At 70.6% G+C, this 26,426-nt stretch carries 23 protein-coding genes and 1 pseudogene; 13 read left to right on the plus strand and 11 right to left on the minus strand.

Annotation, left to right across the window (positions count from 1 at the left end):
• Positions 1-121 precede the first annotated feature (121 nt).
• Entirely contained in the window at positions 122-823 is a 702-nt protein-coding gene (locus ACZ6SD_RS00475) for a TetR/AcrR family transcriptional regulator (RefSeq protein WP_465314723.1), read from the plus strand.
• Between the two features lie 8 nt (positions 824-831).
• On the opposite strand, the gene ACZ6SD_RS00480 is transcribed toward ACZ6SD_RS00475, so the two are convergent.
• The gene (locus ACZ6SD_RS00480) at positions 832-2,424 is read right to left on the minus strand and encodes a serine/threonine-protein kinase (protein ID WP_465314724.1); all 1,593 of its coding nucleotides are present in this window, start codon (positions 2,422-2,424) and stop codon (positions 832-834) included.
• 145 nt (positions 2,425-2,569) lie between these two features.
• Here ACZ6SD_RS00480 and ACZ6SD_RS00485 point away from each other — a divergent pair, with 145 nt between their 5' ends.
• The 4 genes from ACZ6SD_RS00485 to ACZ6SD_RS00500 all read left to right on the plus strand — a co-directional run bounded on the left by ACZ6SD_RS00485 (position 2,570) and on the right by ACZ6SD_RS00500 (position 8,192).
• Positions 2,570-3,592, plus strand: a complete 1,023-nt coding sequence (locus ACZ6SD_RS00485; protein ID WP_465314725.1) for an NAD-dependent epimerase/dehydratase family protein — start codon at positions 2,570-2,572, stop codon at positions 3,590-3,592.
• Between the two features lie 34 nt (positions 3,593-3,626).
• Positions 3,627-4,811 carry a zinc-dependent alcohol dehydrogenase gene (locus ACZ6SD_RS00490; RefSeq protein ID WP_465314726.1) on the plus strand — a complete coding sequence of 395 codons (1,185 nt, stop codon included), beginning with the start codon at positions 3,627-3,629 and terminating at the stop codon, positions 4,809-4,811.
• A gap of 207 nt (positions 4,812-5,018) precedes the next feature.
• Entirely contained in the window at positions 5,019-5,276 is a 258-nt protein-coding gene (locus ACZ6SD_RS00495) for an ATP-binding protein (protein WP_465314727.1), read from the plus strand.
• Between the two features lie 831 nt (positions 5,277-6,107).
• Positions 6,108-8,192: a catalase gene (locus ACZ6SD_RS00500; RefSeq protein ID WP_465314728.1), complete on the plus strand. Its 2,085-nt coding sequence runs from the start codon at positions 6,108-6,110 to the stop codon at positions 8,190-8,192.
• A 42-nt stretch (positions 8,193-8,234) separates the two neighbouring features.
• Here the strand turns inward: ACZ6SD_RS00500 and ACZ6SD_RS00505 are convergent, their stop codons facing one another.
• A complete protein-coding gene (locus ACZ6SD_RS00505; protein WP_465314729.1) occupies positions 8,235-8,630 on the minus strand; it encodes a ChaB family protein in 396 nt (131 codons plus the stop codon).
• Between the two features lie 122 nt (positions 8,631-8,752).
• On the opposite strand from ACZ6SD_RS00505, the gene ACZ6SD_RS00510 reads away from it, so the two are divergent.
• A complete protein-coding gene (locus tag ACZ6SD_RS00510) occupies positions 8,753-9,745 on the plus strand; it encodes a YihY/virulence factor BrkB family protein (protein WP_465314730.1) in 993 nt (330 codons plus the stop codon).
• 8 nt (positions 9,746-9,753) lie between these two features.
• On the opposite strand, the gene ACZ6SD_RS00515 is transcribed toward ACZ6SD_RS00510, so the two are convergent.
• Entirely contained in the window at positions 9,754-10,407 is a 654-nt protein-coding gene (locus ACZ6SD_RS00515) for a DNA-binding response regulator (protein ID WP_465314731.1), read from the minus strand.
• A gap of 98 nt (positions 10,408-10,505) precedes the next feature.
• Between ACZ6SD_RS00515 and ACZ6SD_RS00520 the strand changes: the two genes are divergently transcribed.
• Together ACZ6SD_RS00520 and ACZ6SD_RS00525 are read left to right on the plus strand one after the other, a co-directional pair.
• A complete protein-coding gene (locus ACZ6SD_RS00520) occupies positions 10,506-11,354 on the plus strand; it encodes an oxidoreductase (protein ID WP_465314732.1) in 849 nt (282 codons plus the stop codon).
• A gap of 129 nt (positions 11,355-11,483) precedes the next feature.
• A complete protein-coding gene (locus ACZ6SD_RS00525) occupies positions 11,484-13,145 on the plus strand; it encodes a catalase (RefSeq protein WP_465314733.1) in 1,662 nt (553 codons plus the stop codon).
• 81 nt (positions 13,146-13,226) lie between these two features.
• Here the strand turns inward: ACZ6SD_RS00525 and ACZ6SD_RS00530 are convergent, their stop codons facing one another.
• Positions 13,227-14,087 carry a DUF2382 domain-containing protein gene (locus tag ACZ6SD_RS00530; RefSeq protein WP_465314734.1) on the minus strand — a complete coding sequence of 287 codons (861 nt, stop codon included), beginning with the start codon at positions 14,085-14,087 and terminating at the stop codon, positions 13,227-13,229.
• A 29-nt stretch (positions 14,088-14,116) separates the two neighbouring features.
• Positions 14,117-14,983 carry a membrane protein gene (locus ACZ6SD_RS00535; protein WP_465314735.1) on the minus strand — a complete coding sequence of 289 codons (867 nt, stop codon included), beginning with the start codon at positions 14,981-14,983 and terminating at the stop codon, positions 14,117-14,119.
• Between the two features lie 269 nt (positions 14,984-15,252).
• On the opposite strand from ACZ6SD_RS00535, the gene ACZ6SD_RS00540 reads away from it, so the two are divergent.
• From ACZ6SD_RS00540 to ACZ6SD_RS00560, 5 genes and pseudogenes are all read left to right on the plus strand, one after another.
• Entirely contained in the window at positions 15,253-15,744 is a 492-nt protein-coding gene (locus tag ACZ6SD_RS00540) for a metallophosphoesterase family protein (RefSeq protein ID WP_465314736.1), read from the plus strand.
• Positions 15,745-15,902: 158 nt separating this feature from the next.
• On the plus strand, positions 15,903-17,051 hold the full coding sequence (locus ACZ6SD_RS00545; protein ID WP_465314737.1) for a class I SAM-dependent methyltransferase: 1,149 nt from the start codon (positions 15,903-15,905) through the stop codon (positions 17,049-17,051).
• Positions 17,052-17,309: 258 nt separating this feature from the next.
• Complete coding sequence (locus ACZ6SD_RS00550) at positions 17,310-17,582, plus strand: hypothetical protein (protein WP_465314738.1); 273 nt, start codon at positions 17,310-17,312, stop codon at positions 17,580-17,582.
• Between the two features lie 10 nt (positions 17,583-17,592).
• Positions 17,593-17,784 carry a helix-turn-helix domain-containing protein gene (locus ACZ6SD_RS00555; protein ID WP_465314739.1) on the plus strand — a complete coding sequence of 64 codons (192 nt, stop codon included), beginning with the start codon at positions 17,593-17,595 and terminating at the stop codon, positions 17,782-17,784.
• 110 nt (positions 17,785-17,894) lie between these two features.
• A pseudogene (locus ACZ6SD_RS00560) lies at positions 17,895-18,474 on the plus strand (transposase).
• An 18-nt stretch (positions 18,475-18,492) separates the two neighbouring features.
• Here ACZ6SD_RS00560 and ACZ6SD_RS00565 read toward each other — a convergent pair.
• From ACZ6SD_RS00565 to ACZ6SD_RS00590, 6 genes are all read right to left on the minus strand, one after another.
• Positions 18,493-18,627: a hypothetical protein gene (locus tag ACZ6SD_RS00565; RefSeq protein ID WP_465314740.1), complete on the minus strand. Its 135-nt coding sequence runs from the start codon at positions 18,625-18,627 to the stop codon at positions 18,493-18,495.
• A 247-nt stretch (positions 18,628-18,874) separates the two neighbouring features.
• Positions 18,875-19,810 carry an ABC transporter substrate-binding protein gene (locus ACZ6SD_RS00570; protein WP_465314741.1) on the minus strand — a complete coding sequence of 312 codons (936 nt, stop codon included), beginning with the start codon at positions 19,808-19,810 and terminating at the stop codon, positions 18,875-18,877.
• An 11-nt stretch (positions 19,811-19,821) separates the two neighbouring features.
• Positions 19,822-20,919: a hypothetical protein gene (locus tag ACZ6SD_RS00575; RefSeq protein ID WP_465314742.1), complete on the minus strand. Its 1,098-nt coding sequence runs from the start codon at positions 20,917-20,919 to the stop codon at positions 19,822-19,824.
• Entirely contained in the window at positions 20,916-22,376 is a 1,461-nt protein-coding gene (locus ACZ6SD_RS00580; protein WP_465314743.1) for a VWA domain-containing protein, read from the minus strand. The genes ACZ6SD_RS00575 and ACZ6SD_RS00580 overlap by 4 nt, the downstream gene beginning before the upstream one ends.
• A 53-nt stretch (positions 22,377-22,429) precedes the next feature.
• On the minus strand, positions 22,430-24,727 hold the full coding sequence (locus ACZ6SD_RS00585; protein WP_465314744.1) for a tetratricopeptide repeat protein: 2,298 nt from the start codon (positions 24,725-24,727) through the stop codon (positions 22,430-22,432).
• Positions 24,724-26,289: a S1 family peptidase gene (locus ACZ6SD_RS00590; RefSeq protein ID WP_465314745.1), complete on the minus strand. Its 1,566-nt coding sequence runs from the start codon at positions 26,287-26,289 to the stop codon at positions 24,724-24,726. The genes ACZ6SD_RS00585 and ACZ6SD_RS00590 overlap by 4 nt, the downstream gene beginning before the upstream one ends.
• Positions 26,290-26,426 lie beyond the last annotated feature (137 nt).

Raw genomic sequence — 26,426 nt, forward strand, 5'->3', positions numbered from 1 at the left:
GGCGCGGCCGGTCAGGGGTGCTTGGCCCGACACCACCACTCCGCTGTGCGGTGTTCGGAGACAACACGGTGTGTACTAAGTGCACTTAGTATATTGTCTCTGCACTGTTAGACTGTCAATCATGGGAGACTCGACGACGAGTCGGCGGGCGAGGCTTCGTGCGGAAACCGCGTACGAGATCAAGGCCGTCGCGCTCAAGCACATGGCCGCCAACGGGACAGCGGCCATCTCGCTGCGGGCGATCGCGCGCGACATGGGGATGACCGCGGGCGCGATCTACAGCTACTACGACAACCGGGACGTCCTGATCAGCGCGCTGATCACCGATGTCTACAACGCGCTGGCCGACGAGCTCAAAGCCGCCCGCGACGAGCTTCCCGCGGACGACGTCGCGGGCCGCATCCGCGCGCACGGCATGGCCTACCGGCAGTGGGCGGTCAGCCGCCCGGAGGAGTTCCGCCTCCTCTACGGCGACCCCGTCCCCGACTACCAGCCGCCCGCGGGCGGCGCGGCGGCCGAGGCCGAGCGCAAGCTGTGCTCGGCGCTGCTCGACCTGGTCGCCGCCGCGTGGCCGCAGGCGGCGAGCTCGGTCGCCGGGGATGTCTACGAGTGGTCCGACTTCGACGCCGCGATCGCCGACCACGCCCGGGAGCAGGGCCTCGTGCCCGCCGTGGCCGCGCTGTCGCTGCGGGTGTGGGGGCGGATGCACGGGCTGGTGGCGCTGGAGGTGTACGGCCACCTCCAGCCCCAGGTGGCCGACCCGGTCAAGCTCTACCGCACCGAGATGCGCGACCTCACCCGCTCCCTGGGCCTGGGCGACTAGGACAGGCCCTAGCCGCGCAGGACGGTCGAGCTGTCGATCTTCCAGATGCCGTCCTGGTTGACCAGCCCGTAGCGGTGCCGCTCGCGGGACACGCTGCCGCTGGTGAAGGTGTACTCCACGGTGGCCTCGACGAACGCGCCGTCGCCGCCGGTCACCTCGGAGACCCGCACGGACCGCTTGTCGCGCCAGAACCGCTGGTAGGTGGCGAACCCGCCGGACGGGTGCGCCTGGTACTTCGGGGTGAGCCGGACCCACGCCTGCTCCAGGCTGCCGGGCACCAGGGCGTAGTAGTCGCCGATGGCGGCCTGCCGGGCCGCCGGGGTGTCCGGGGCCGGGGTGGGCAGCACCGGGGCGGGGGGCGTGGTGACGGTGCTGGTCACCGTGGTCACCGAAGTCACCGTGGTCGGCGGGCTCGGGGTCGTCGTGGTGACCGGCGGTGGCGCGGGGACCGCGGACTCGGTCGTGGTCGCCGGTGGGGTGGAGGTCGGCTCGCTGGTCGTCGGGCCGGGGGCCGCTGTGGCCGGGCCGCCGTCGTCGCCGGACAGGTTCAGCGCCAGCATCCCGCCGACTAGCGCGAGGACCACCACGGCCGCGGCCACCAGCAGGACGGGGCGGGTGCGGTCTTTCGGGGGCGGCTCGTCCGCCGCGACCACGGGCGTCGGCTCGAACAGGGGGGTTGCGGACTCGAACAGTGGGGTCGATGGCGCGGCCGGGGCGGTCAGCGTCGGCGGATTGGCCGCGGCCGGAGTCGCCACGACCGTGGGCGCCGCGGCGGGCAGCGCGGAAAGCGGCTTGTCCCCGGCTAGGGCGGCGCTGATCTGGGCCATGGTCGGCCGCGCCGCCGGGTCCGCGGCCAGCATCCGGACCAGCAGGTCGGTGAGGTCGCCGGACCGCCGGGGCGGGGTGATCGCCCCGGAGGACACGCGGTAGAGCAGCGCCATCGTGTTGTCGTCGACGCCGAATGGCGGGATGCCCTCGATCGCGGCGTAGAGGGTCGCGCCGAGGGAGAACACGTCGGAGGGGAACGTCGCCCGCTCGCCCTTGGCCACTTCGGGGGCGAGGTAGGCGGGGGTGCCCGAGACGGTGTTGGTCATGGTGCCCGCGACGTCCTCGACCAGCCGGGAGATCCCGAAGTCGGTGATCTTCACCGCGCCCTTGTCGCCGAGCAGGATGTTGCCCGGCTTGATGTCGCGGTGCACGATCCCGGCCTCGTGCGCCGCGGCCAGCGCGGCGGCGACGTCCGCGCCGATCCGCCCCGCCTCGGCCGGGGACAGGGTGCGCTCGGTCATCACGTGCGCGAGGCTGGTCGAAGGCAGGTGCTCCATGACGAGGTAGGGGAGCCCGTCGTCCTCGATCACGTCGTAGACGGTGATCGCGTTCGGGTGCTGCAGCTTGGCCGCGATCCGGCCTTCGCGCATCGCCACCCGGTTGACCTCGTCGGCCTGCACGCCGCTCAGCGACGCCGGGGTGCGCACCTGCTTCACCGCCACCGTGCGGTGCAGCCGCTCGTCGTAGGCCTGCCAGACGACCCCCATACCCCCGCTGCCGAGTTCGCTGATCAACCGGTACCGACCGGCGATCACCCGGTCTTCGTCACTCATCTCGCCTCGCCACAGTGCAATCTCACTCCATACGGGTTACACGATCGAGTGAAACCGAAACAGGAAAGGAGATCGTTACCACTCTCGGGGGGTCTATGGCCAGCCGCGCCGTGTTTGCCCTGCGGCCGTCCGGGTATGCGGCACCATGCGAATCGTCATCGTGGGTGCGAGCGGCAACGTCGGCACAGCTGTTCTCACCAGCGCGTTAGCGGCAGGCCACGAGGTCGACGGCGTGTCCCGGCGGGCGCCCGCGGCGGCAGGCGTCTACGACAGGGCGAACTGGCACTCGATAGACCTGACCGACACCGGCGCGCTGCCCCTGCTCACCGAGGCGGTGCGCGGCGCGGACGCCGTCGTCCACGCGGCCTGGGCGATCCAGCCCAGCCACGACCGCGAGTACCTGCGGCAGGTCAACGTCGAGGGCAGCCGGATCGTGACCCAGGCCATCGCCAGCGCCGGGGTGTCCAGACTGGTTTACCTGTCGTCGGTAGGGGCTTACGCGGAACGGCAATCCCTGACCCCGGTAGACGAGACCTGGCCAACGACCGGCATACCGTCGTCCTCTTACAGCGAGGACAAGGCCGCCGTGGAAGCCCTTCTGGATGAGTTCGAGCTGGTTCACCCGGACGTGTCGGTCACCCGGCTGCGGCCCGCGCTGATCCTCCAGCGGGACGCGGCCAGCGAGATCCAGCGCTACTTCACCGGCCCGCTGGTGCCCGGTCCGCTGTGGAAGCTCGCCAGCGACGGTAGGTTGCCCCTGCTGCCGATCCCCAGCGGCTTGGCCCTCCAGTTCGTGCACGCCTCCGACGTCGCCGACGCCGTGCTGGCGGCGGCCGAGCGCGGCTACCGGGGCGCGGTGAACCTCGCCGCCGAGCCCATCATGGACGGTCGCGACCTCTCGGCCGTCTTGGGCGGCCGGGTCATCCCGATGCCGAGGGCGGCGGTGCGCACGGCCGCGTCGGTGGCCTGGCAGGCGCACGTGCTGCCCGCCTCGCCCGGCTGGATCGACCTGGCGATGGCGGCGCCGATCCTGCGCGCCGACCGCGCCCGCGAAGACCTCGACTGGCACCCGCGCTGGAACGCCCAGGACACCCTGCGCGACCTGGTCGGCGGCCTGGCCGACGGCGCGGGCGTGTCCGCCAGCCCCGCCCTGCGCCCCCGCTCCTGACTCAGAGCGGATATCGACACCGGAAAGGAACGGCATGAAGGCAGTGACCTGGCACGGGAAACGGGACGTCCGGGTGGACACCCACCCGGACCCGGCGATCGAGGACCCCACGGACGTCGTCGTCCGCATCACCTCGACCGGCCTGTGCGGTTCCGACCTGCATCTCTACGAGGTGCTGGGCCCGTTCCTCCGCGAGGGCGACATCCTCGGCCACGAGCCGATGGGCGTGGTGGAAGAGGTGGGTCCGGAGGTCACGGCCCTGTCTCCGGGCGACCGGGTGGTGGTGCCGTTCAACGTCTCCTGCGGCACTTGCTTTATGTGCAACCAGGGCCTGCACTCCCAGTGCGAGACCACCCAGGTCCGCGACCAGGGCATGGGCGGCGCCCTGTTCGGCTACACCAAGCTCTACGGCGCGGTCCCCGGCGGACAGGCGGAACTGCTGCGGGTCCCGTTCGGCGACACCCTGCCGATCAAGGTCCCGCACGGCCCCCCAGACGAGCGTTTCGTGTTCCTCTCCGACGTTCTCCCGACCGCCTGGCAAGCGGTCCAGTACGCCGACGTGCCCCCCGGCGGCAGCCTGGCCGTGATCGGCCTGGGCCCCATCGGCGACATGTGCTGCCGCATAGCCCGCCACCTGGGCGTCGAGAACGTCATCGGCATAGATTTGGTGGACGAGCGCCTGGCCCGAGCATCCCGCCGCGGCGTCACCACCCTGGACCTCCGCGAACACGGCAACACCCTCCCCGACACCGTCCGCGACCTCACCGACGGCAGAGGCCCGGACTCGGTCATCGACGCGGTGGGCATGGAGGCCCACGGCGCCACCGGAGCCAAACTCGCCCAACAGTTGGTCGGCCTACTACCCGACCCCGCCGCCGCCAAGCTCATGCGCAAAGCGGGCGTGGACCGCCTGGACGCCCTCCGCCTGGCCATAGACCTGGTCCGCAGAGGCGGCACCATCTCCCTCTCCGGCGTCTACGGCGGCATGGCGGACCCCCTGCCGCTGCTCACCTTGTTCGACAAGCAGATCCAACTCCGCATGGGCCAAGCCAACGTCCACCGCTGGGTGGACGACATCCTCCCCTTGCTCAACGACGAAGACCCCTTGGGCACCGAGGGTTTCGCCACCCACTCCCTCCCCCTGTCGGAGGCCCCACACGCCTACGAGATCTTCCAACGCAAACAGGAAGGCGCCATCAAAATCCTCCTCAAACCCTGATTAATCAGCACGTTTCCGCCCACTGGACAGCCCGGGTAACGCCCCCATTCCACCCACCGACTCCCTCCCTGAGACAGAAGACCCAAAACGGGAGGCGAGCCGGTGCCCATCGCGTCGACACCAGATGCCAAGGCGCCAGAGCCATCCCACCCCCCACAGCGCCCCACCCCCACAGCCGCCTTCGCGGCGGGCGCGACCCTCACCGTGATGATGCCCCCACGCCCCGCCCACCTGGCAGCGGTGCGCACCCACATCCACACCTGGCTAACCACTCTGGCCGTAGCGGCCACCACCGCCCACGACATAGTCACAGCCACAGACGAAGCCCTGACCAACGCGGTAAACCACAACCACAACACCCTCACCGGCCTAGTAGCACTGACAATCGAAGCCACCCCCACCGCGATCACCACCACCATCACCAGCAACGGCACCTGGACATCCAGCACCCCCAAAGACCCCTGACGGCCACCGGAACCGCGCCCCCCACCAACCTCACCCCCCGCCGAATCGCCCGCAGGCAATCCCGAACACCCGCGTGTCCCCCCACATCCTGCGGCGAGTTATCCACAGGCAAGATCATTCTCACCTGGATTGTCGGCCTGGCTTGATAGACTGGAGCGGGGTCAGCCCCCAGGGTGGGTGGGGCTTTGTTGTGGGGCTGTGGGGCGGCAAATCAAGGGCTGTCGCGGTCGTGGCTGGAGCGTTGGTTGATTGGCCTTCGTGTGGGCTGGCCAGCCAGCCCGGCCTCCTGCTGGCCTCGCGTTCCTGTCAGACGGCTCTGTCGGAGTTGGCCTTCCTACCAGGCAACTCTGCTGGGCCTGGCCTCCTGCTAGGCCGCCTTCTGCCAGCCCCGCGTTCCGGCCACCCGCGTTCCTGCCAGGCCGAACCAGCGCCCGCCCAGTGCTCGATGGTGCGGAACGAACAGCAGCGAACCTGCCCCCCCACCGAAGCCGCACCCACGCTCGCCAGGTGCTCGATGGGGTGGAGTGGTTTCTTTGGGGGTGAAGGAAGATCCCTAAACTGGCCGTGGTCGTGGGGCCGAAGGCTCCCCACCCGTCTTTCCCACGACGGGATCTTCCTTCGTAGGGGCCCCAAAGAAACCACTCCACCCCATCGAGCAACCCCCGCAACCCAGCCACCCACGGAACCCCGAGCAACCCCACCAACCCACGCCACACCAGGAACCCAGCCACAGAAGACACCCCATCGAGCAACCCCCACCCAAGCACGCATGACAGCAGGCACACGCGGGTAAGCCCCCACTTTGGCCCCATCTCATCAAGGAGGCACCGCGTGCCACCGAGGCGTAAACGCGACCAGTCCGCCCCCGAGCCGGTCAGCCCCACGGGAGCGACGTCCACAGAGGATCAACGAGCCCAATCAGGCGACTACCTCACCACAGCCCAAGGCGTGCGACTCCCCGACACAGACCACTCGCTCAAAGCGGGCTCCCGTGGCCCGACCTTGATGGAAGACTTCCATTTCCGGGAAAAGATCACCCACTTCGACCACGAACGCATCCCCGAACGCGTGGTCCACGCCCGGGGCGCGGCGGCCCACGGCACCTTCGTCGCCAACGGAAAGGCCGCCTCAGTAACCAAAGCCGCCTTCCTGGCCGAGAAAAACCGAGAAACCCCAGTGTTCACCAGGTTCTCAACAGTCCTCGGTTCACGTGGCTCAGCGGACACCGTCCGGGACGTTCGAGGCTTCGCCGTCAAGTTCTACACCGCTGAGGGCAACTTCGACTTGGTCGGCAACAACATGCCCGTCTTCTTCATCCAGGACGGCATCAAGTTCCCCGACATCATCCACGCGGGCAAACCGCACCCTGACCGCGAGATTCCCCAGGCGCAGACCGCTCACGACACTTTCTGGGACTTCGTCTCCCTGCACACCGAGGCGACCCACCACGTGATGTGGGCCATGTCCGACCGAGGCATTCCGCGCTCCTTCCGCACCATGGAAGGCTTCGGCGTTCACACTTTCCGCCTGGTCAACGCCGACGGAGCTACCGCGTTGGTGAAGTTCCACTGGAAGCCCGTTGCCGGAATCCACTCTCTCACCTGGGAGGAAGCACAACTGGCAGCGGGCGTGGACCCCGACTTCCACCGCCGAGACATGGCCGACTCCATCGAGGCGGGCGCGCCGTTCGAGTACGACCTGGGCATTCAGGTCATGCCCGACACCGAGGACCAGACGTTCGAGGGCATCGACCTGCTCGACCCCACGAAGATTGTCCCAGAGGAACTGGTCCCCGTGCAGGTGATCGGGAGGCTGACCCTCGACCGCAATCCCACCAACTTCTTCGCCGAGACCGAGCAGGTCGCTTTCCACACCGGAAATCTGGTGCCGGGCATTGAGGTCACCGACGATCCGCTGATGCAGGCTCGGCTGTTCTCCTATCTGGACACTCAGCTCACCCGGCTCGGCGGCCCCAACTTCACCCAGATCCCGATCAACTGCCCGCACGCGGCGGTGAACGACAACCTGCGCGACGGGATGCACCAGATGGCCGTCCACCAGGGACTGGCGCCGTATCTGCCCAACAGCGTCGACGGCGGCTCGCCGCGGGTGGCCACCGAGGCCGAGGGCGGCTACGTGCAGCTGCCTCGGGAGGTCGATGGCCGCAAGCAGCGCGCCAACCCGGTGTCCTTCTCCGACCACTTCTCCCAGGCCGCGATGTTCTACCGCAGCCTGTCGCCGGTCGAGCGGACGCACACGATCCAGGCGTTCACCTTCGAGCTGGCCAAGTGCTACGAGCAGGCGATCCGCGAGCGGATGCTGGCCAACCTCGCCAACATCGACGCCGAGCTGTGCGAGCGGGTGGCCGCGGGCCTGGGGTTGCCCGCGCCGAGCGGCAACGCCCCGGCGGACACCGTCGTGTCCCCGGCGCTGTCGCAGATCCCGCCCGGCCCGGGGCCGATCACCGGCCGGGTCATCGGCGTCGTGGCCACCGACAATGCCGATCTCGCGGGCGTCGGCAAGCTGCGGCGGGCGGTGGAGGCCAAGGGCGCGATCCTGCGGGTCGTCGCGCAGACCGCGGGGGTGCTGAAGAAGGGGCGGACGCAGCTGACCGTGGAGCGTGCCCTGCTCGCCACCCGTTCCATCGAGTACGACGCGATCGTCGTCGCGGACGGCACGGCGGGCCTGGCCGACATGAAGCTGTCGGTCCTGCTGGAAGAGATGTTCCGGCACTGCAAGGCGATCGCCGCCTGGGGCGACGGCGAGCAGGTGCTGCGGGACGCGGGCATCGACGTGACCGCCCCGGGCATCGTCCTGGGCGAGTCGGTGGCCCGGCCGTTCACCGCCGCCCTGTTCGACGCGGTCGGCCTGCACCGCGCCTGGGACCGGGCCGAACAGGTCATGGCGAGCCACTGACGGCGCGCTGGTCCCACCCGGGCGCCCCGGGTGGGACCAGGGTCAGGACCGCGCTCGGGCGGTGGCCCGGTCGTTGGCCTTCTGCACGGCCTCGACCAGTTCGCTCTTGCTCATCGAGGACCGGCCCTTGACGTCGAGGCGGCGGGCTAGGTCGTAGAGGTGCCGCTTGCTCGCGTTGGCGTCGACGCCGCCCGCGGTCTCGCCCCGTTTTGACGTCCGCCGCTCGGCTTGGCGGTCGGACGGCCCGCGTTCCGCCTTGGCTTCCCAGTGGTCGCCGACCTTCTCGTAGGAGTGTTTGAGCGCGGCGTAGGCGGTGCGCTGCGCGCGTTCCCCTTCGCCGTAAGACTCGATCGCCGAGTCGTGGGCGGCGACCCAGAGGCGCTGCGCGTGCGCGTCCGAGCGGCGCACCGTGCTCGGCAGGCTTTCCCGTCCCGGCATGTCTACCTCCCGTCCCCCGTGTGTCGGGTGTGCCCTCGCCGCGCCGCCGCGAAACGCGCGGGGGTTTCGGCGCGGGCGGTCGGGGTAGTTCCGGGGCGGCGAGTCGACACGGAGGTGCGCCCATGACCGACAGCCCGACAGACCTGCCCGCCCGCTCGTGGTGGGCCCTGCTCAAACGCACTGTGCGCGGGTTCCAGAAGGACAACCTCACCGACTGGGCGGCGGCGCTGACCTATTACGGCGTCCTGTCCCTGTTCCCCGCGATCATCGTGCTGTCCGCCGTCCTGGCGATGCTCGGCCCGTCGGCGACGGCGACGCTGGTGGACAACGTCAACGCCCTCGCCCCGGGCGCCGCGGCCGACATCATCACCGGCGCGCTGCGCGAACTCCAGGGCAACGCCTCGATCGCGGGCCCGCTGGCCGTCGTCGGTCTGGTCGGGGCGCTGTGGTCGGCCAGCGGCTACGTCGGCGCGTTCATGCGCGCGTCGAACTCCATCTACGAGATGCCCGAGGGCAGGCCGGTGTGGAAGACCATCCCGCTACGGGTGGCCATCACCCTGGGCGTGGTCGTGCTGCTGGCGGTCAGCGCCGCCGGGGTCGTGGCCACCGGGGGCATCGCCGACCGGCTCGGGTCCGCGCTGGGCATCGGGTCGACCGGCGTGCGGATCTGGGAGATCGCCAAGTGGCCGGTCATCGCGCTGCTGGTGAGCCTGGCGCTGGCCATCCTGTACTGGGCGGCGCCCAACGTCCGGCACCCGCGGTTCCGCTGGCTGAGCCCCGGCGGCCTCTTCGCGGTCACCGTGTGGGTTCTCGCGTCTGTCGCGTTCGGACTGTATGTGGCGAACTTCGGCTCTTACAACAAGACCTACGGCTCACTCGGCGGCGTCATCGGCTTCCTGGTGTGGCTGTGGATCAGCAACCTCGCCGTCCTGCTCGGCGCGGAACTCGACGCGGAGATCGCCCGCGCCAAGACGATCTCCGAGGGCAGGCCGACCGACCGCGAGCCGTTCCTCCCGCCCCGCGACACCCGTTCCCTGGACAAGGAGGAGGAGCGCGAGATCGAGCCGGTGCTGACCGACCGCGACCGCGCCGAAGCGGGCCACCGCCGCGGCTGACGCGCCGGTCAGGTGAGGCCGAGTTCGCGGGCCCGCACGCCCGCCTGGAACCGGGTGTCGGCGCCCAGGGCCGTCATCAGCTCGGCCACCCGCCGCCGGTAGGTGCGGACCGACAGGCCCAGGGCCCGCGCCGCGGTCTCGTCCTTGCTGCCCGCCGCGAGTTGGTCGAGCACCAGCGGGGCGATCGCCCGCAGGTCGGCCTGCTCGCGGGTCCAGTCCGCCAGCGCCGTCGACGCCTGCCAGGCCGCCTCGAACAGCGACGACACCGCCTGCACCACCTCGGGGACGGTGACGACGCTGTACCCGCGCGGGCCGTGGGACTTGTCACCAGCCAGGATGGCGACCCGGCCGTCGATGATGACCGTCTCGTTGGGCTCCTGGGTGGTGACCCGGATGTGGGCGCCCCGGGCGGCCATCCGCTGGGCGAAGCGGGCGCGGGCCGGGTCGAGCAGGAAGGCGCCGCGGTAGAGCTTGCGCACCCGGGGCGCGTCGGGGCCAGCCCACGCGGGCTTCCCGTCCCAGTCGGCGCTGAGGGCCCAGGTGTGCAGGTCGTTGGCCACGCACGTGATCTCCGTGCGCGCCGCCGCGAACAGGTGGGCGATCTGCTCGTGCAGTCGGCGCTCGCCGTGGACGATCGTGACGGTTCCCGAGGTCGTGGTCACCTTCGCAGTCTCCGCGTCCGGCGCCGGTGCGGGCAACCGCTGGCAACCTCCTGCCGATCCCGGACACCGCCCGCCCGGCCCGGGCATGGTCTACGGCCATGAGAGCAACGCTGGGCGCGGCCGCGGTCGCGCGAATCGGATACGGCGCGATGCGCCTCGCCGGACCCGGGGTCTTCGGCCCGCCCGCCGACCCCGCCGCCGCCATCGCCGTGCTGCGGCGGGCGGTGGAACTCGGCGTCGACCACATCGACACCTCGGACTACTACGGGCCGCACATCGTCAACGAGCTGATCGCCGAGGCGCTCGCCCCCTACCCCGACGACCTGCTGATCGCCACCAAGGTCGGCGCGCGGCGGGACGACACGGGCCGCTGGCTGCCCGCGCTGACCCCTGGCGAGGTCCGGTCAGCCGTCCATGACAACCTCCGCAGGCTCCGGGTCGAGCGCCTCGACCTGGTCAACCTGCGGATCATGGACGACTCGACGCCGGTCGCGGAGTCCTTCGCCGCGCTGGCCGAACTGCGCGAGCAGGGCCTGATCCGCGACCTCGGCGTCAGCAACGCGACCTCGGCCCAACTCGCGGCGGCGCGGTCCGTCGCCCCGGTCGCCTGCGTGCAGAACCTCTACAACATCGAGTCCCGCGCCGACGACGCCCTGGTCGACGAGACCGCCCGCGCGGGCATCGCCTACGTGCCGTTCTTCCCGCTGGGCGGGTTCCAGCCGCTGACCGCCCACGCCCTCCGCGCGGTCGCCAGGCGGCACGGCGCGACGGACCGCCAGGTCGCCTTGGCCTGGCTGCTGCGGCGCTCGCCGAACATCCTGCTCATCCCCGGCACCGCCACGCTCGCGCATCTGGAGCAGAACATCGCCGCGGCCGACCTGACCCTCACCGACGAGGACATCGCCGAACTCGACGGCCCCCATGACCCCGACCGGCAGCAGGGCTGAGCGCGGACCGCCTGCTCCTGCCGCACTCGCCCGGCTGTCCACCGCCGGGGTTGCCGCGTGCGGCGCCTGGGTAGTCGCACTGCGACCGGTATGTCAGCGCTATGTCAGTGAGGAAGGACTGCCCCAGCCATGACCGATGTCTCCAGTGTCGGGTCTGGACCGGACGACGACCGGCCGGTGCTGACCGACCGCCAAGGGCACCCTGTCTATGACAACCAGAACCAGCGGACGGTGGGGCCGCGTGGCCCGGCCACGCTGGAGAATTACCACTTCCTGGAGAAGATCAGCCACTTCGACCGCGAGCGCATCCCGGAGCGGGTGGTGCACGCGCGCGGCGCCGTCGCCTACGGGCACTTCGAGGCGTACGGGGCGTGGGGCGACGAGCCGATCGCGCGCTACACCCGGGCCAAGCTGTTCTCCGAGCGCGGCAAGCGCACCGACGTGGCGGTCCGGTTCTCGACCGTCATCGGCGGCCGGGACTCCTCCGAGTGCGCCCGGGACCCGCGCGGGTTCGCGGTGAAGTTCTACACCGAGGACGGCAACTGGGACCTGGTCGGCAACAACCTGGCCGTGTTCTTCATCCGGGACGCGGTCAAGTTCCCCGACGTCATCCACGCGCTCAAGCCGGACCCGGTGACCTTCCGGCAGACGCCGAACCGGATCTTCGACTTCATGTCGCAGACCCCGGAGTCCATGCACATGCTGGTGAACCTGTTCAGCCCGCGCGGCATCCCCGCCGACTACCGGCACATGCAGGGCTTCGGGGTGAACACCTACAAGTGGGTCAACGCCAACGGCGAGACGCACCTGGTCAAGTACCACTGGATGCCCGCGGCCGGGGTGCGCAGCCTCACCGAGGCCGACGCCGCGGTCATCCAGGCCGAGGAGCTCGGCCACGCCACCCGTGACCTCTACGAGGCCATCGAGCGCGGCGACCACCCGCGATGGGAGCTGCTGGTGCAGGTCATGTCCGACGACGAGCACCCAGAACTGGACTTCGACCCGCTGGACGACACCAAGGCGTGGCCGGAGGAGCTGTTCCCGCCCAAGCCGGTCGGCCGGATGACGCTCGACCGCAACGTGGGCAACTTCTTCGCCGAGAACGAGCAGATCGCCTTCGGCACCGGCGTGCTGGTCGACGGCTTGGATTTCTCCGACGACAAGATGCTGGTGGGCCGGACCTTCTCCTACAGCGACACCCAGCGCTACCGGGTCGGCCCGAACTACCTGCAACTGCCGGTGAACCAGCCGAAGAACGCCCCCGTGCGCACCAACCAGCGCGACAGCCAGATGACCTACTACGTCGACCAGGCGGGCGGGAACCCGCACGTCAACTACGAGCCGTCCACCATCGGGGGCCTGCGTGAGGGCCAGTACCCGACCCACGACGACCAGGGCCCGCTGATCGAGGGCAGGCTCACCCGCAAGCGCATCCCGCGCGCCAACGACTACCAGCAGGCCGGTCAGCGGTTCCGGCTTATGCAGGACTGGGAGCGCGACGACCTGGTGCGCAACCTCGTGACCCAGCTCGCGCAGTGCGACCGGCCGATCCAGGAGCGCATGGTCTGGCACTTCCTGCTCGTGGAAGACGAGCTGGGCCTGCGCGTCGGGGACGGTCTGGGCATCGCGCCGGGCGACGTTGCGCACCTGGAGCCGCTGGCGGGCCAGGACCTGGGCGACGAGGACCGCAAGCGGCTGGCCAACCTCGGCCAGAACGGCCCGAGGGACGTCTCCGGGATCACGATGACCCACTGCGTCCCCAACGAGCGGGTGGCGTTGGCGGGCGCCTGACCGGTTCGGCGCCCGAAATGGCGAGTGGGTCTGGTTCCGCAGCGGAACCAGACCCACTCGCCACTTTCTGGCAAGAGCGCGTCAGTGCTTTCGGCCTCGGCCGGTGCCCTTGTCGCGCGGCGTGTCGGCCTCGATGTGCTCCTTGCGGACCTCGCCCGCGACCGTCTCGGTGTCGGTCACCTGCTCCTTGGCGAGCCGGACGCGTTCCACCGGCACGGTCTCGGTGTCCACCACGGGCCGCTCCTCGTGCAGCGTGACCTCGTGCTCGGCCTCGGTGATGTCCGGGCCGGACAGCGCGGCGTCGCGGTTGGCCTCGGTGATCGGCTCACGCTCGACCCGGACCTCTTCGCGGGTCACCGGGACCTCGATCCGCTGCTTCTCGGTGGTCACGTACTTGCGCAGGCGGGCATGGCCGGTCTCCCGGCGTTCCGTGCCGACGCGCAGCTGCTCCTCGGAGCGGGTCATCGCGTCGTCCGTGCGCCCGGCCTGCTTCTTGTCCCGGCCCATCGTGTCGTGCGTGCCCGCCCGCTGCTGGCCGATCGTGCCCTGACCCTGCCTGCCCGCCGTGCCCTGCCGACCGGCCATGCCCTGCTGACCGGTCGCGCGCTCCTGGGCGGCGTGCCGGTTGGTGACGCCGTAGTGGCGGTAGAGCCGGTCTTCCTCGGTCTCATCGAGGTGCCCGTGCTCGGGGTCGACGTTGGGCGCGTCCTTGACCTGCTGCTTGGTGAACGGGGTCTGCAGGTCGCCGCTGCTGGCGCCGCGCAGGCCCTCGATCGGCACGAACGACTCGTTCATGCCGAACAGCCCGGTGCGCACGCTCACCCAAGACGGGTTGCCGGTCTCGTCGTCGTACCACATCTGGCCGACGTCGCCGATCTTGTTGCCGTCGCAGTCGTAGACCGTGTGGCCCGCCAGGTCGGCGAACTGGATGGTGTTGGTCATCTTGTCCTACCTCTCTTTCGGGAATGTCGTCACTGGCCGCGCGGCTGCCCGAGGTTGCCCGGGTTCGCCGTCGGCGGCGCGCCGCCGGGCTGCCTGGTGGCCGTCGCGCCCGGGGTGGACGCGCCCGCGCTGGCCATCCGCTCGGTGCGGGCGGTCGCGGACTCCGCCTGGTGCGCGGGCTGGTGCGACTCCGCCTGCTCGCGCATGCGCGGGATCTCCTGCTCGGCCTTGTTCAGCCAGCCCTCCCAGCGCTCCTGCATGGGCCGGACCAGGCCGCCGCCGACCCCGACGATCGCGATACCCGCGACCGTGGCCAGCACGGCGATGAGCACCGGGGTGGTGACGGTCGTGGCGACGCCGATCTGGTTGAGCGCGGCGATGATGCCCAGGGCGAGGATGAAGACCGAGGCGATGTTGGCCAGGACCCGCCCGTAGGACAGCCCGCCCATGGCGCCTGCGATGAAGTCCTTCGCCGCCGACGCGATCGCCGCGGCGATCACCACGATGACGATCGCGACCACGGCCTTGGGCAGCCAGGCGACGATGTCGGCGAGCAGCGACGAGACCGGGTTGGCGCCCCACACCCCGAAGGCGATCTGCAGGGTGAGCAGCAGGATGGCGTAGTACACCAGCTTGGCGATGATGTCCGAGGCGTCGTACTTGGACCGGGCCAGCGCCTGTTTCACGCCGCCGCGTTCGACCACGCGGTCGAAGCCGACGCGTTCGAGGACCTTGTCGACCACCTTGGCCAACGCCTTGGCGATGAACCAGCCGATCAGCATGATCAGCAGGAAGCCGACCAGTTTGGGGACGAAGGTGGCGATCGCGCGCCACGCGTCCGACACCCCCGCCCCGAAATCGACCGCGGCGATATTCGGCGGTATTCGAGTCGTCACGATGTCTGTCCCTCCCTTCTCGGGTGCACAGCCATTCGACCGAACGAACGGCTGTCAAGGCACTACCCGGGGGATGTGCCCAGCACACCGCGCTACTCCCTCGTTGGGGTGAGCGGAAAAGAGAATCGCCAGGTCAGCGGCCGTGGGAAAGGCGTCTGTATCCCCTGAACGGGTGGCCTCGGGTTTAGCGACCTTGAACACTGCCGATGGGTTGCCCGCTATTCGACCGTCGATTCCGACGAATAGTGGAGTGCGGCATGATGGCGGGCATGGATATCGCGGTCCTGTCCGACACGCACGCGCCCCGCCGGTGGAAGTCCTGCCCGGCCGCGGTCGCCGAACGGCTGCGGACGGTGGAGGTCATCCTGCACGCGGGCGACGTCTGCACCGCCAACGTGCTTGACGAGCTGTCGGCCTACGCCCCGGTCCACGCGGTCCTGGGCAACAACGACGGCCCGGACGTCGCGGCCTGGGGCGCCCCGGAGACGCTGGAGCTGGACCTGGCCGGGCTGCGGGTCGCGATGATCCACGACAGCGGCCCGGCCGCCGGTCGCACCGCCCGAATGCGCCGCCGCTTCCCCGACGCCGACCTTGTCGTGTTCGGACACTCGCACATCCCCATGGACCTGACCGGCGACGGCGTGCGCGTGTTCAACCCCGGCTCGCCGACTGACCGCCGCCGCCAGCCGCGCGGCACCATGGGCCTGCTGCGGGTCACCGACGGCGCGCTGACCCGCGCGGAGATCGTCCCGGTGACCTGAGGTGATTCCCATTGGGTGAATGGCGTTATTCCGGGGAGTGACATTTTCCGGGCATTCGCCAGCCGCCGCATTGTGATCGTCGCGACCAGGGGCCACCCCGAGGAATGTCGGGCCGAGAATGCTTGGTCGGGCCGTGCGCCGCTGCTACGCTGACGCCCGTGACGGCGCAGACTGCGGATTGGGCCGCTTTTCAGCGGCGCTATCGGGCGTTCTTCCGCAACCGGGAAGAAGTGCCATTCCGGGTCCAGCCCCCGACCGGGGCGGGGCGGACGCTGGGAGCCGGGGAACCGGCCTTCGAGTTGATCGCGCGCGATTCGGCGGGCATGGCCGCGCTCAACTCCCTCGACCAAGTGCAGGTCGGCCTGGCCTACCTCGACGGCAGTCTCGACGTCGAGGGCGACATCTTCACCGCGCTGTCGGTGCGCGGCTTCTTCGGCGACTTCCATCCGATCGCCTGGGTCAACCGGTTCCTGCCCTCGGTCGTGCGCGGGAAGACCGAGCACGACCGGCGGTCGATCACCGCGCACTACGACCGCGACCCCGAGTTCTTCCTGTCCTTTCTCGACACCCGGCACCGCTGCTACACCCAGGGCTCGTTCAAGACCGACGACGAGCCGCTGGAGGACGCGGTCACCCGCAAACTCGACATCGCGATCGAGGACTTGGGCCTGCGCCCCGGCGACCGCGTCCTGGAGGTCGGCGGCGGCTGGGGCGCGTTCGTCGAGCACGCGGGCCGCAAGGGCATCGACGTCACCACGCTCACCCTGTCGGAGCCCTCCGAGCTGTACCTCAAGGACCTGATCTCCCGGGAGAACCTGCCCGCCCGGGTGGAGCGCAAGCACATCCTGAGATACAAGCCGGGCAAGAAGTTCGACGCGATCGTCAACATGGGCGTCACCGAGCACCTGCCCGACTACCGCGCGAGCCTGCGCAAGTACCAGCAACTCCTCCGCCCCGGCGGCCGGGTCTACCTCGACGCGCTGGCCATGCGCGCCAAGCACCGCATGTCGACCTTCATGAGCCGCTACATCTACCCCGGCGTCTCCACCCCCTTGCTCCTGCACGACTACCTGCGCCAGGTGGCGAAGTCCCCGTTCTACCTCCGCTCGGTCAACGACGAACGGCACAACTACTACCTGACCTGCAAAGCGTGGGCACACCGCCTCGACGCCGCCCACGACGACATCGTCACCCGCTGGGGCGAACCGGCCTACCGGCAGTTCCGCCTGTTCCTCTGGGGCTCGGCGGCCGGTTTCCACTCCGGGCTGGTCCAGGCATACCGCTGGACCTTGGACCTGCCTGACTAGTGCTGTGTCCGGTGAGGTTCGCCGGCTGCAACCGCTGCCCTTCATGGTCGGCCAGCCTGCGCACCCCGGACCGGATCTGCCATCCACCCGGCTGACGCCACCACCGATCACAAAGCACGAACCCTGACCGGCGTGGCGCCGACCCGGCCAACGTTCATGGCCGGAGCACTAGTAGCGTGTCGCTGCTTAGTTGTGGCTCGTGTGACTGGGAGGCTGTTGTTCGGCAGGTCCGTGTCCTGCCGGACGAGGATGGTTGTGGTGTCGGAGTTGAAGCGGCCGGTGACGTTGACCGCGCGGGATCGTGAGGAGTTGCTTCGGCCGCCCGTCACGGGTGTGCGGTCGGCGTCGGCGATCAGGCGGGCGCGGGTGCTGCTCGCGTTGGATACCTCGGCAGGCGAGGTGGACGCGAAGGAAGTGATCGCGGCCCGGCTCGGGGTCTCGGGTGAGATGCTGCGACTGGTCGCCAAGCGATTCGCCGAGACCGGCGGCGACATTCACGATTCACGCCACGATCTCGCGCAAGAAGCGTGACCTGCCGCCGGTGCCGTCCCCGGTCACCGGTGAGGTCGAGGCCCGGCTGATCGCCTTGGCATGCTCGCGGCCCCCGGCCGGACATGCCCGATGGTCGTTGCGGCTGCTGGAAAAACACGTCGAACTCACCGAGGACATCCCGAACCTGGACTACTCCACCATCGGCCGGATCCTAAAAAAACGGAACTGCGCCCTCACCTGAGGAAATGCTGGAACATCCCGCCACGGGCGAACGCGGAGTTCGCCGCCCGCATGGAGGACGTGCTCGCCGTCTACGCCCGGCCGCACGACCCCGCCCGCCCGGTCGTGTGCATGGACGAGAAACCCTTCCAGCTACTCGCCCACGTCCGCGACCCACTCCCCGCCCGGCCAGGCCGAAACGCCCGCGAGGACAGCGAATACATCCGGTGCGGCACCTGCTCGATCTTCGTGTGGACCCAGCCCCTGCAAGGCCGGCGCCGGGTCCACGCCCTCGTCCAGCGAACCAAGATCGACTGGGCCGGGCAGCTCAAAGAACTCTTGACCGTGGACTATCCCGACGCCGAGACCGTGGTGCTGGTCATGGACAACCTCGGGCACCCACACCATCTCATCGCTCTACGAGGCCTTCGAGCCTGGCGAGGCCTTCGCCCTGGCCCAGCGCCTGGAGATCCACCACACCCCCAAACACGGATCCTGGCTCAACATCGCCGAGATCGAACTGTCCGCACTGTCACGGCAATGCCTCGACCGCCGCATCAGCGACCTCGACACCCTCACCACCGAACTCGCCGCCTGGCAACACACCACCAACACCGAGCAACGCCAGGTCCGCTGGCAGTTCACCCACCGACGACGCACGCGTCAAACTCCACCACCTATACCCCAAGAGTTAGCCACGACACGCTACTAGCCTCGTGGCCGACGTCGCTCACCGCGCGCCGCAAGCGACGTCGTGCCAGTCCTCGGCCGCGGCGCGGCTGATCTCCAAGCGTGCCAGCACAGTGTCGAGACCTGCCGGGTCGCCCAGGTACTCCAGCACGGCCCGGTAGAACGCCGTCCGCATGGTCGGCGGCATCAGGTCCGACGCGTCGAAGCACAGCGTCTCGTCCGAGGTGAGGGTCCGCGCGATCCGCTTGCCAACCTCGTCGGGGTAGGTCTCGTCGCCGACTTTTCGGTTGACCGAGAACGCGCCGCCGAGTCTCGGCCAGATCGCCTGGGCCTCGGCGCTCGCCAGGAAATCGATCAGCTGCCGCGCCTGTGGTGTGTCGTTGAACAGCGTGGCGAGGTCGGCGGAGACCTCCCATGCCTGCTCAGCCGCGCCGAAGGCGGGAAACGCGAAGAAGTCGAAGTCCGTTCCCTGCCGGGGAGTCTGGCCGCCGGGCCCAGCGGAGCGGCGCCTCGGCGATGAACGAGGCCTGGTGGTCGAGCAGACAGCCCGGCGGGTCGGTGAACAGCGGACGGCCCGCGTCGCCGAACTCGGTGAGCAGCCCCGCCTTGGGCCCGCCGCGCACCGCAGCCGGGCTCGCGATGAGCTGCCCCCACGTCGTCCACGCCGACCGGACTTCCGGCGAGGTCCACGGCAACTGCCCGGCCGCCCAGCGCCGGTAGGCGTCCGGACCGGCCTGGTGCAGCAGGATGTCCTCGATCCAGTCGGTGCCCGGCCAGCCCGCGTCCGGGGTGGCGCCAACGCCGAGGCACCACGGTGTGCGGCCGCCCTCGGCGAGCCGCTGCCCAAGCGCCATGAGGTCCGCGCCGGTTTCCGGCCTTTCGGAAAGCTGGGTCGGGTTGAACCAGATTATGCTTTTCAGATCAGCCTTCACGGTGACCGCGTACCGGTGCGGTGTGCCTGCCCGCTCCAATTCCGTCCACTGTGGACTGACTTCGTCGGCGGGCTGGCGCACGATGTCGTCCAACCGGACGGCGGAGCCGTCCTTCGCGTAGGTCGCCACCGCGCCCGCGCTGGGCAGCACCGCGATGTCGGGCGGGGTGCCGTTGCGCACGTCCGTCCGCAACACCTGCGCCAGGGCGCGGGTGCCGACGTAGTCGTGCTTGATGCCGGTTTTCGCGGTGAAGGCGTTCAGCACCGCGGTGAAGCGGGCCTCTTCGGTGCTGTCCACCCAGGAAGCCATGATCGTCACGGCCTTCTCGGTCGCCGCGCACGCGGGCAGCGTGCCCGCGAGCACGGCCACCAGCAGCAGGGTCATCGGCCTGATCGCCATCGGTCTGGTCAGTGCTCTGGTCGTCATCGGGCGCCTGTTCATCGCGGCTGGTACCGGTATTCCTCGAATCTGGGCCGGAACGCGCGGACCACCAGCACGGCGATCAGCACCCCGCCGACCGGGAGCACCGGTTCCAGCCCCAGGCCCTCCTCCGCTCCGGCGATGTCACGGTTCGCGATCTTCGTGGCGTCGGTCAGCGCGCGGTCGTCCTGGGGCGCGCCGGGGTGGCCTGGCGTGGCGAGGAACGCCTGCACGGTTTCCCCGCAGTGCTGCGCGCATTCCTTGGCCAGCAGGGCTTTGAGCGTGGACCGGGCGCTGTCGACGGTCGCCCCGGTGTCCGACTGCCGCTGTTCGGTCGTGCGCTGCAACGCGCTCACGGCGGCCTCCAGCCGGTCCCGCGCGAGCACGCCGTGCACGGTGACCGCCGCGACACCCGCCAGCGCCAGGGCGGCGAGGACGAGCGGCGCGGCCAGCGCGCGCTTGAACCGGCGGCGAAAGTAGACCTGCGCGACCACGATGAGCACGGCCAGGGCGGTGATCGGGACCGCCAAGGCGAGGACGCCCACCACACTGGTCGAGCCGCCCGACAGCCGGTTGGCCAGGGCGGAGTCCTGCGCCTCGACCAGGCGGTCGAGTTGGTCGAGTATCCCGCTGCCCGGGGTTTCCAGCAGCCGCGCGGCTGACCAGAGGTCGACCAAGGTGGTGGCCGTGAGCCTGCCGTCCTGGCGGTAGTGGGCGTCGGCCTGCTCGATCAGGCCGGTGTAGGCGACTAGGAGACCCTCGACCACCCGCAGGCGGTTCCGCACGGCGTCGCCATCGGCGTTCTCCGCGACCTGCGCCAGGTTCTGGCTCGCCAGGACGATGTGGCCCTGGTACCCCTCGCCGGGGCCGGTGAGCAGCGCCTCACCGGTGTGGAAGCCGCGCAGCGCCAGGTCGTGCGCCTCGGCGAGCGCCGACTGGGCGGCCACCGCTCCCCGCAACCCGGGTGCGGTGGCCCCGCCCGTGGCGGCCACGGTGGCGCGGGTGTCGGCGAAGGACAGCCACGATGTGGCCAGCACGACCGCCGTCACGCCGAGGAGCGACGCGTGGAACGCGTGCAGGGTCCGCCGGGTGGTGCTGCGCGGTGCGGTGCTCACGCCTGCCCGTCCAGCGGCGTCCGGCAGCGGGGGCAGAACACCGCGTCACCCGGCGAGATCAGCGCGCAGGTGGGGCAGGTGCGGTCGGGCCTGATCGCGGCCTGGTCCGGAATCCGCTCGGTCTGCTCTGGCTGGTGGTCTGGCGGGTCGGCGTCGAGACCGCGGGTGGTCATGACCGAACTCGCCGCGGCCGCGAGCAGATCGCGCGCCGACAGGTTCGTTCGCACCCGGACATCGCCGTCGCGTGGGTCGCCGGTGATGTCGACGAGCCGGGCCAGCCTGTGGAACGCCTTGTCGTTGCCCGACTCGGCGGCGATGGCGACCGCGCGGCCCCACTCGCGAGCGGCCTGGTCTTTCTTGCCCGCGCCGTAGGCAGCGCACCCGGCGACCATGGCCTTGTTCAGTTCCGCTTGGCCGGTGTAGTGGGTCACCCACGGGTCGAGCACACTGGAGCGCCCCAGGTCCTCGGTCCAGTGCACGCGCACCGGGACGGGAGGACACGGCAGGTCCAGTGGCGCCGACCCGGCCACCGCGACGGCATCGATCCGGGCGGCCTGGTGGTCCACGCCCATGTCGTGCTTGTCCCAGGCCACTTCCAGGCACAGGTGGTAATCCCGGGTCTCATCGCCCCACGAGCCGGTGGAGAACTCGATGACGCGGTCGGCGAGCCGCGTGCCGGGGCCGAGATCGATCTCGGTGGGGAAGGTCTGCTTGAGGAACCGCACGCGGGCGAACGGCGAGGTCTTGATCCGCAGGCGCAGATCGGGGATGGCCTTGGCCATCGCCGCGCTGGTCAGCGCGGCGAACTCGGCGACCAGGTCGGCGTCCGCGCGCACCGCGTCCGCGCCGCCGCGCAACACGCCCACGATGCGCTTGAGCTCGTCGGGCGACCAGTTCTCGCCGATGCCGCGCGCGTCGCACACGAACCGGCCCGCGCAGGCGGCGAGCGTGGCGTCGAGGTCAGCCGGGTCCTCGGTCTCGTTCTTGCCGTCGGTGAGCATGAGCAGGTGGCGCACCGCGTCGGTGTGCGCCGACAGCAGTCGGTCGGCCAGCCGCAGCCAGCTGCTCATCCCGGTGCCGCCGCTGGCCACCAGCCGGGCGACTGCCGCTTTCGCCGCCCACCGGGTCTCCGCCGTCACAGGCGCGAGCCGGTTTCCGTCCGGATAGACCACGCGCGCGGTGTGCGTGCCCTCGACCACGGCGAAGCGCGTGCCGTCGCGCAGCGCGTCGATGGCCGCCGCGGTCGCCCGACGGGCCGCGGCGATCTTCGTGCGCGGCCGGTCCATCGATCCGGAGCAGTCGATCGCGATCACCTCGGCGGCCTCGACCGCGCCGGAGGCGGCCATGGCGGCGAAACCGCGCCCGTCAACGGTGAGCACGGCGTGCAGTGCGGTGTCGTGGACGGACAGATAGCGGTTCTGGTGCACGGTCACATGGAAACCGGGTGGGTCCTGCATCGGCGTACTCCCAGGTGCGTCGTCAGGTGTGGGTCATGGGTGCGTAGGGGGTGTCATCGCGGTGTCCTGGGCCGAACGGTGTTGGCCAGGTCGATCAGGACGCCGTGGTCGTCGGCGGTGCGGGCCTGCTTCGCCAGGGCGCGGTAGGACTGTTCCAAAAGGACTCGCAGGGCGTGCTCGTCGGAGTTCGCGCCGAACACGACGCCGCCGTTGACAGCCAGCGGTCGACCGCCCGCCGAGTCGAGCGCCGCTTCGCGCACCAGCGCGGTCAGCCGGGCGCGGGCCGGGCCGCTGTCGTCCCCGTCGTCGAGGTACAGGGCGCGCAGCCGGTCGGCGGCCGCGGCCAGATCGGCGGGAGTGGGCTCGCGGGCGCCCAACTGTCTAGAAAGGACGGTCACGGCGGCGATGGCCGCGGCGTCGTAGTGCCGGGACACCTTGGGCACCTCGTCCAGCACGGCCACCGCGCCCGCGCGGTCGCGGTGCGCGAGCCGGATGCGCGCCAGGCCGAACGCCGCGCTGCCCTCGGTCCGGTCCCGCCGCCACACCGCGTCGTAGAGCGCTTCCGCTCGGTTCCGCTCGTTGTGGCGCTCGCGCTCGTTCTTGCGCTCGCTCTCATGCTCGGCGCAGAACGCGAGCGCCAGCTTCGGCGCGGTCTCGCCCGGCACGGCCTGGCACACCGCGTCGAACTTCGACCTGGCGGTCGGGACGTCCGCGCTCGCCAGCGCGAGCAGGCCCTCGTGCCAGGCCAGCCGCCAGTCGTGCCCGGCCCGGTCGCCCAGCCGCGCTCGCGCCCGGACCAGGTCGCCCGCCGCGCCCGTGACGTCGCCGAGTTCCAGGCGCGCACGGCAGCGGGCGAAGGCGACCCCGGGGGAGTCCGGGGAGTCTGGAAAGCCTGCGAAGTCGTGATCGGCCGAGGCCAGTTTGTTCAGGAGCCTGCGGGCGTCCGGCGCGGCGGCCGCGGCGAGGAAGGCCGCGGCCGGGTCGGCCGGGTCCACCCGGGGGACCGGAAGCCGGACCGCCGCGCTGTCGGGGGTGGGCCTGCCGTCGGCCCGCGGGGCGCCCGACAGGTCGCCGCGGGTCCACCGGTCCAGCGGCGGCGCCGCGCCGAGACCGGCGTCGAGCAGCGCGGCGGTGGGCTCGAACACCGTGGACGGCGCGGGCCGGGCGATCCCGTCGCGCAACGCGGCGATCTCCCGCCGGACCCCCGCGAGCTGGTCGGCCATCTCCGCCGCGGTCGCGAACCTGTGGTCGGCGTCGGGGTGCCGGGCGCGCTCGAACACCCGGCGGAACGAGTCGACGCCAACCGCGATCCCGCCCACCGAGTTCGGAAACGGGTGCTCGGCCCAGTCGACGGTCGCGGTGAGCATCCGCGACAGCGTCTCTCCGACGGTGTGGATGTCCGAGCGCACGGTCAGCCCGCGCTCGGCGATCTCGGCCCGGGAGACCTGGTAGCCCTCAGTGCCGATGATCTTGCTGGTCCGGTCGCCGATCCGGCGGACCGCGCCGAGATCGATGAGCTTGACCCGGGTGGCGCGCTCGCCGTCGCGGCCCGGCCGGATGATCACGTTGTCCGGCTTCATGTCGCAGTACAGCAGCCCCCGGCCGTGCAGGTAGTCCAGGGCGGCGAGGATGTGCAGGCCGCAGGAGGCGAGGTGCTCGACGCGCAGCGGCTCGCCGAGCGGGTCCAACCGCCGCGCCGCCAGCTCCTTGACCTGGCCGAGCGTCACCCCGTCGACGTACTCCATCACGATGTACTCGCGCGTGAGGTTCGTGCGCGGCTCGTGCTGGGTGACGAAGTTGTGGATTCGCACGATGTTCTGGTGGTCCATCATGGTCAGCGCCCGCCGCTCCGCCGCGGCCGTCGCCGCGTCGTTCACGTCGATCAGTCCTTTGAGGACAACCAGGTTGTCGTCAAGGTGCTTGTCGCGTGCCAAGTAAATCCAACCCAGGCCGCCCCGGGCGAAGCAGCCGATCACCTCGTACTGCCCGCCGACGACATCGCCCGGGTCCAGGCTGGGCAGGAACGAGTAAGGAAACCCGCAGCGGGCGCAGAAACCTTCGCTGACGGCGGGCTGTCCCGCGTAGGAGCGGCCAACCGGGGCGCCGCACTTGCCACAGTGGCGCCTGCGCTCGGGGACCTCCGGATCGCTCAAAATCCGGCTCGACGGGTCAGGGAACTCGAAGACCGGGAGAGCGGACAGGTCGTCGTCCGCGGTGGGCGCGCGCCCGCTGCGCCCGGCGTCCGGCCGCGCCGTGCGGGCGGTGGTCGTGGGCGGTTCCTGGAAGCAGCTGTCGCAGAACCCGGTTTCCTCCAGTTCGCCCGCGCACCCCGGTCGGGGGCAGCGGGTCATCGTCGGTCACCGTCCGCACGAAGAACACGCTCGACTTGGCCCAGATAGGCGGTCACCGCAGCTTCCGCGGCGGCCGGGTCGGGCGGCGTCCGCGACAACAGCCCGTGCGCCGCGCGGAAGCCTGGGTCGAGGTCGGGCCGTTCGCCGTCGCGGGAGACCTTGGCCTGATAAGCGTCCAGCCGTCCGGCGAGTTCGGCGCGCCGGACGGCCCAGTCCGGTGTCCGGGCGTGCCACAGCGCCTCGCCGACCTGCTGCTCGCACCGGCGCAATTCCCGCCACGCCTCGCCGGGGAACGTGCCCGCCGCGGCCATCCGCAGCCCGCTCAGCCGCAGCCGCAGCTTGGTCACGTGGGACCTGTCGACGCTCTGGTCCTCGATGGCGGCCAGGACGTCGATTCGCTCGCCGAGTCGGTTCAACCGGGCGGTGAGCGTGGCGGCCTCCCACTGCCGGGCCGCCGCCAGGCTGGGTGAGGACGGCTGGCGAAAACCGAGGATGAGCCGGACGCCGCGCTCGGCGAGCAGCTTGATCACCTGCTCCAGCAGCGCCTGCGGCTCCGCCGCGTCGTCAACGCCCTCGATGACAATGGTCATCGGCGGGACAGTCGAACGCAGTTGTTCAGTGGGGCTGGTGGAGTCATCGACGGGCAGTCCGGTGCAGTCGATGATGCGCCGGGACACCTCGTCGACGGTTCTGCCGGTGGCGTCCAAGGCGAGGTCGACGCCGCCGATCTCCGCGAGCGCGGCGCCCGGACGCAGTTGCGGGATGTCCAGCGCGACCATGCGGCGCAGCGCGGCCAGCCCCGGCGCGCTCGCGACGATCATCACTGGGTTCCCGGGCTCCCGCCGGGTCAGCCAGTCGACCAGCGCCCGGGTGTGGTCGTCGGAGTCCTGGCCGTCCACCGGGCCGCTGAACACCTCGTCGGCGCCGGGCTCGCCGTCGACCCAGGGCAGCACGGCCGGGAGGTGCCGGACGATCGTCTCGGCGGGCATCATCCAGGACAGGTCGGTCGCGTTGTCGGTGTGCTCGCCGACGACGATGCCGAGCACGTGCCCGGTGCGGTCGTCCGCGACGCCGGTCCCGCTGAACCCGGCGCGGACCCGCTGGTGGCCCGGGACGGCGGTCAGCCGCAGCCATTCCTGGCCCGGCCCGGACTCGGCGGCCAGCCGTGCCCGGGTCCACACGCCGTCCTCATGCGAGCGTGGGAATCCCTGAAGATGCACTCCGCGTTCCCAACTCAGCGCTGCCCGCCGCAGCGTCGTGCCGACCACATCGGAGGGTGTCCGGTCGAGTCGCAGCAGCGCCACGTCACCGCGCCGGTCGGCCGTCGGCGGGACCGCGCAACCCGGCACGATCCGGGCCACTTCGGACATCGGGGACCGCAGACACAGAAAGTCCACGCGCAGCCCGGTCGCGCGCTCGACCACGTTGGCGCAGGTGACGACGTAGCCCGCGCCGAGCAGCACGCCCGCGCCGAGCACCGCGCCCCGCGCGTCGCTGACGCGCACCCGCCAGGGCTCGAACCCCAGCGCCTGCTTGATGGGTGATCGCCGATCGGCTGGCACAGGGGTGACCATAGAGCGGCCCGATCACCCGAGTGAACGGTTTGGCAGGTATCGTCCAAATACCGCACCAATCGGCCGTGGTCGATCGGCTGAATGGAGCCCGAATCCGCGCCGCCCCAGCGGGAATTGGCCACGCT

It is taken from the genome of Actinokineospora sp. NPDC051303, from assembly GCF_055586285.1.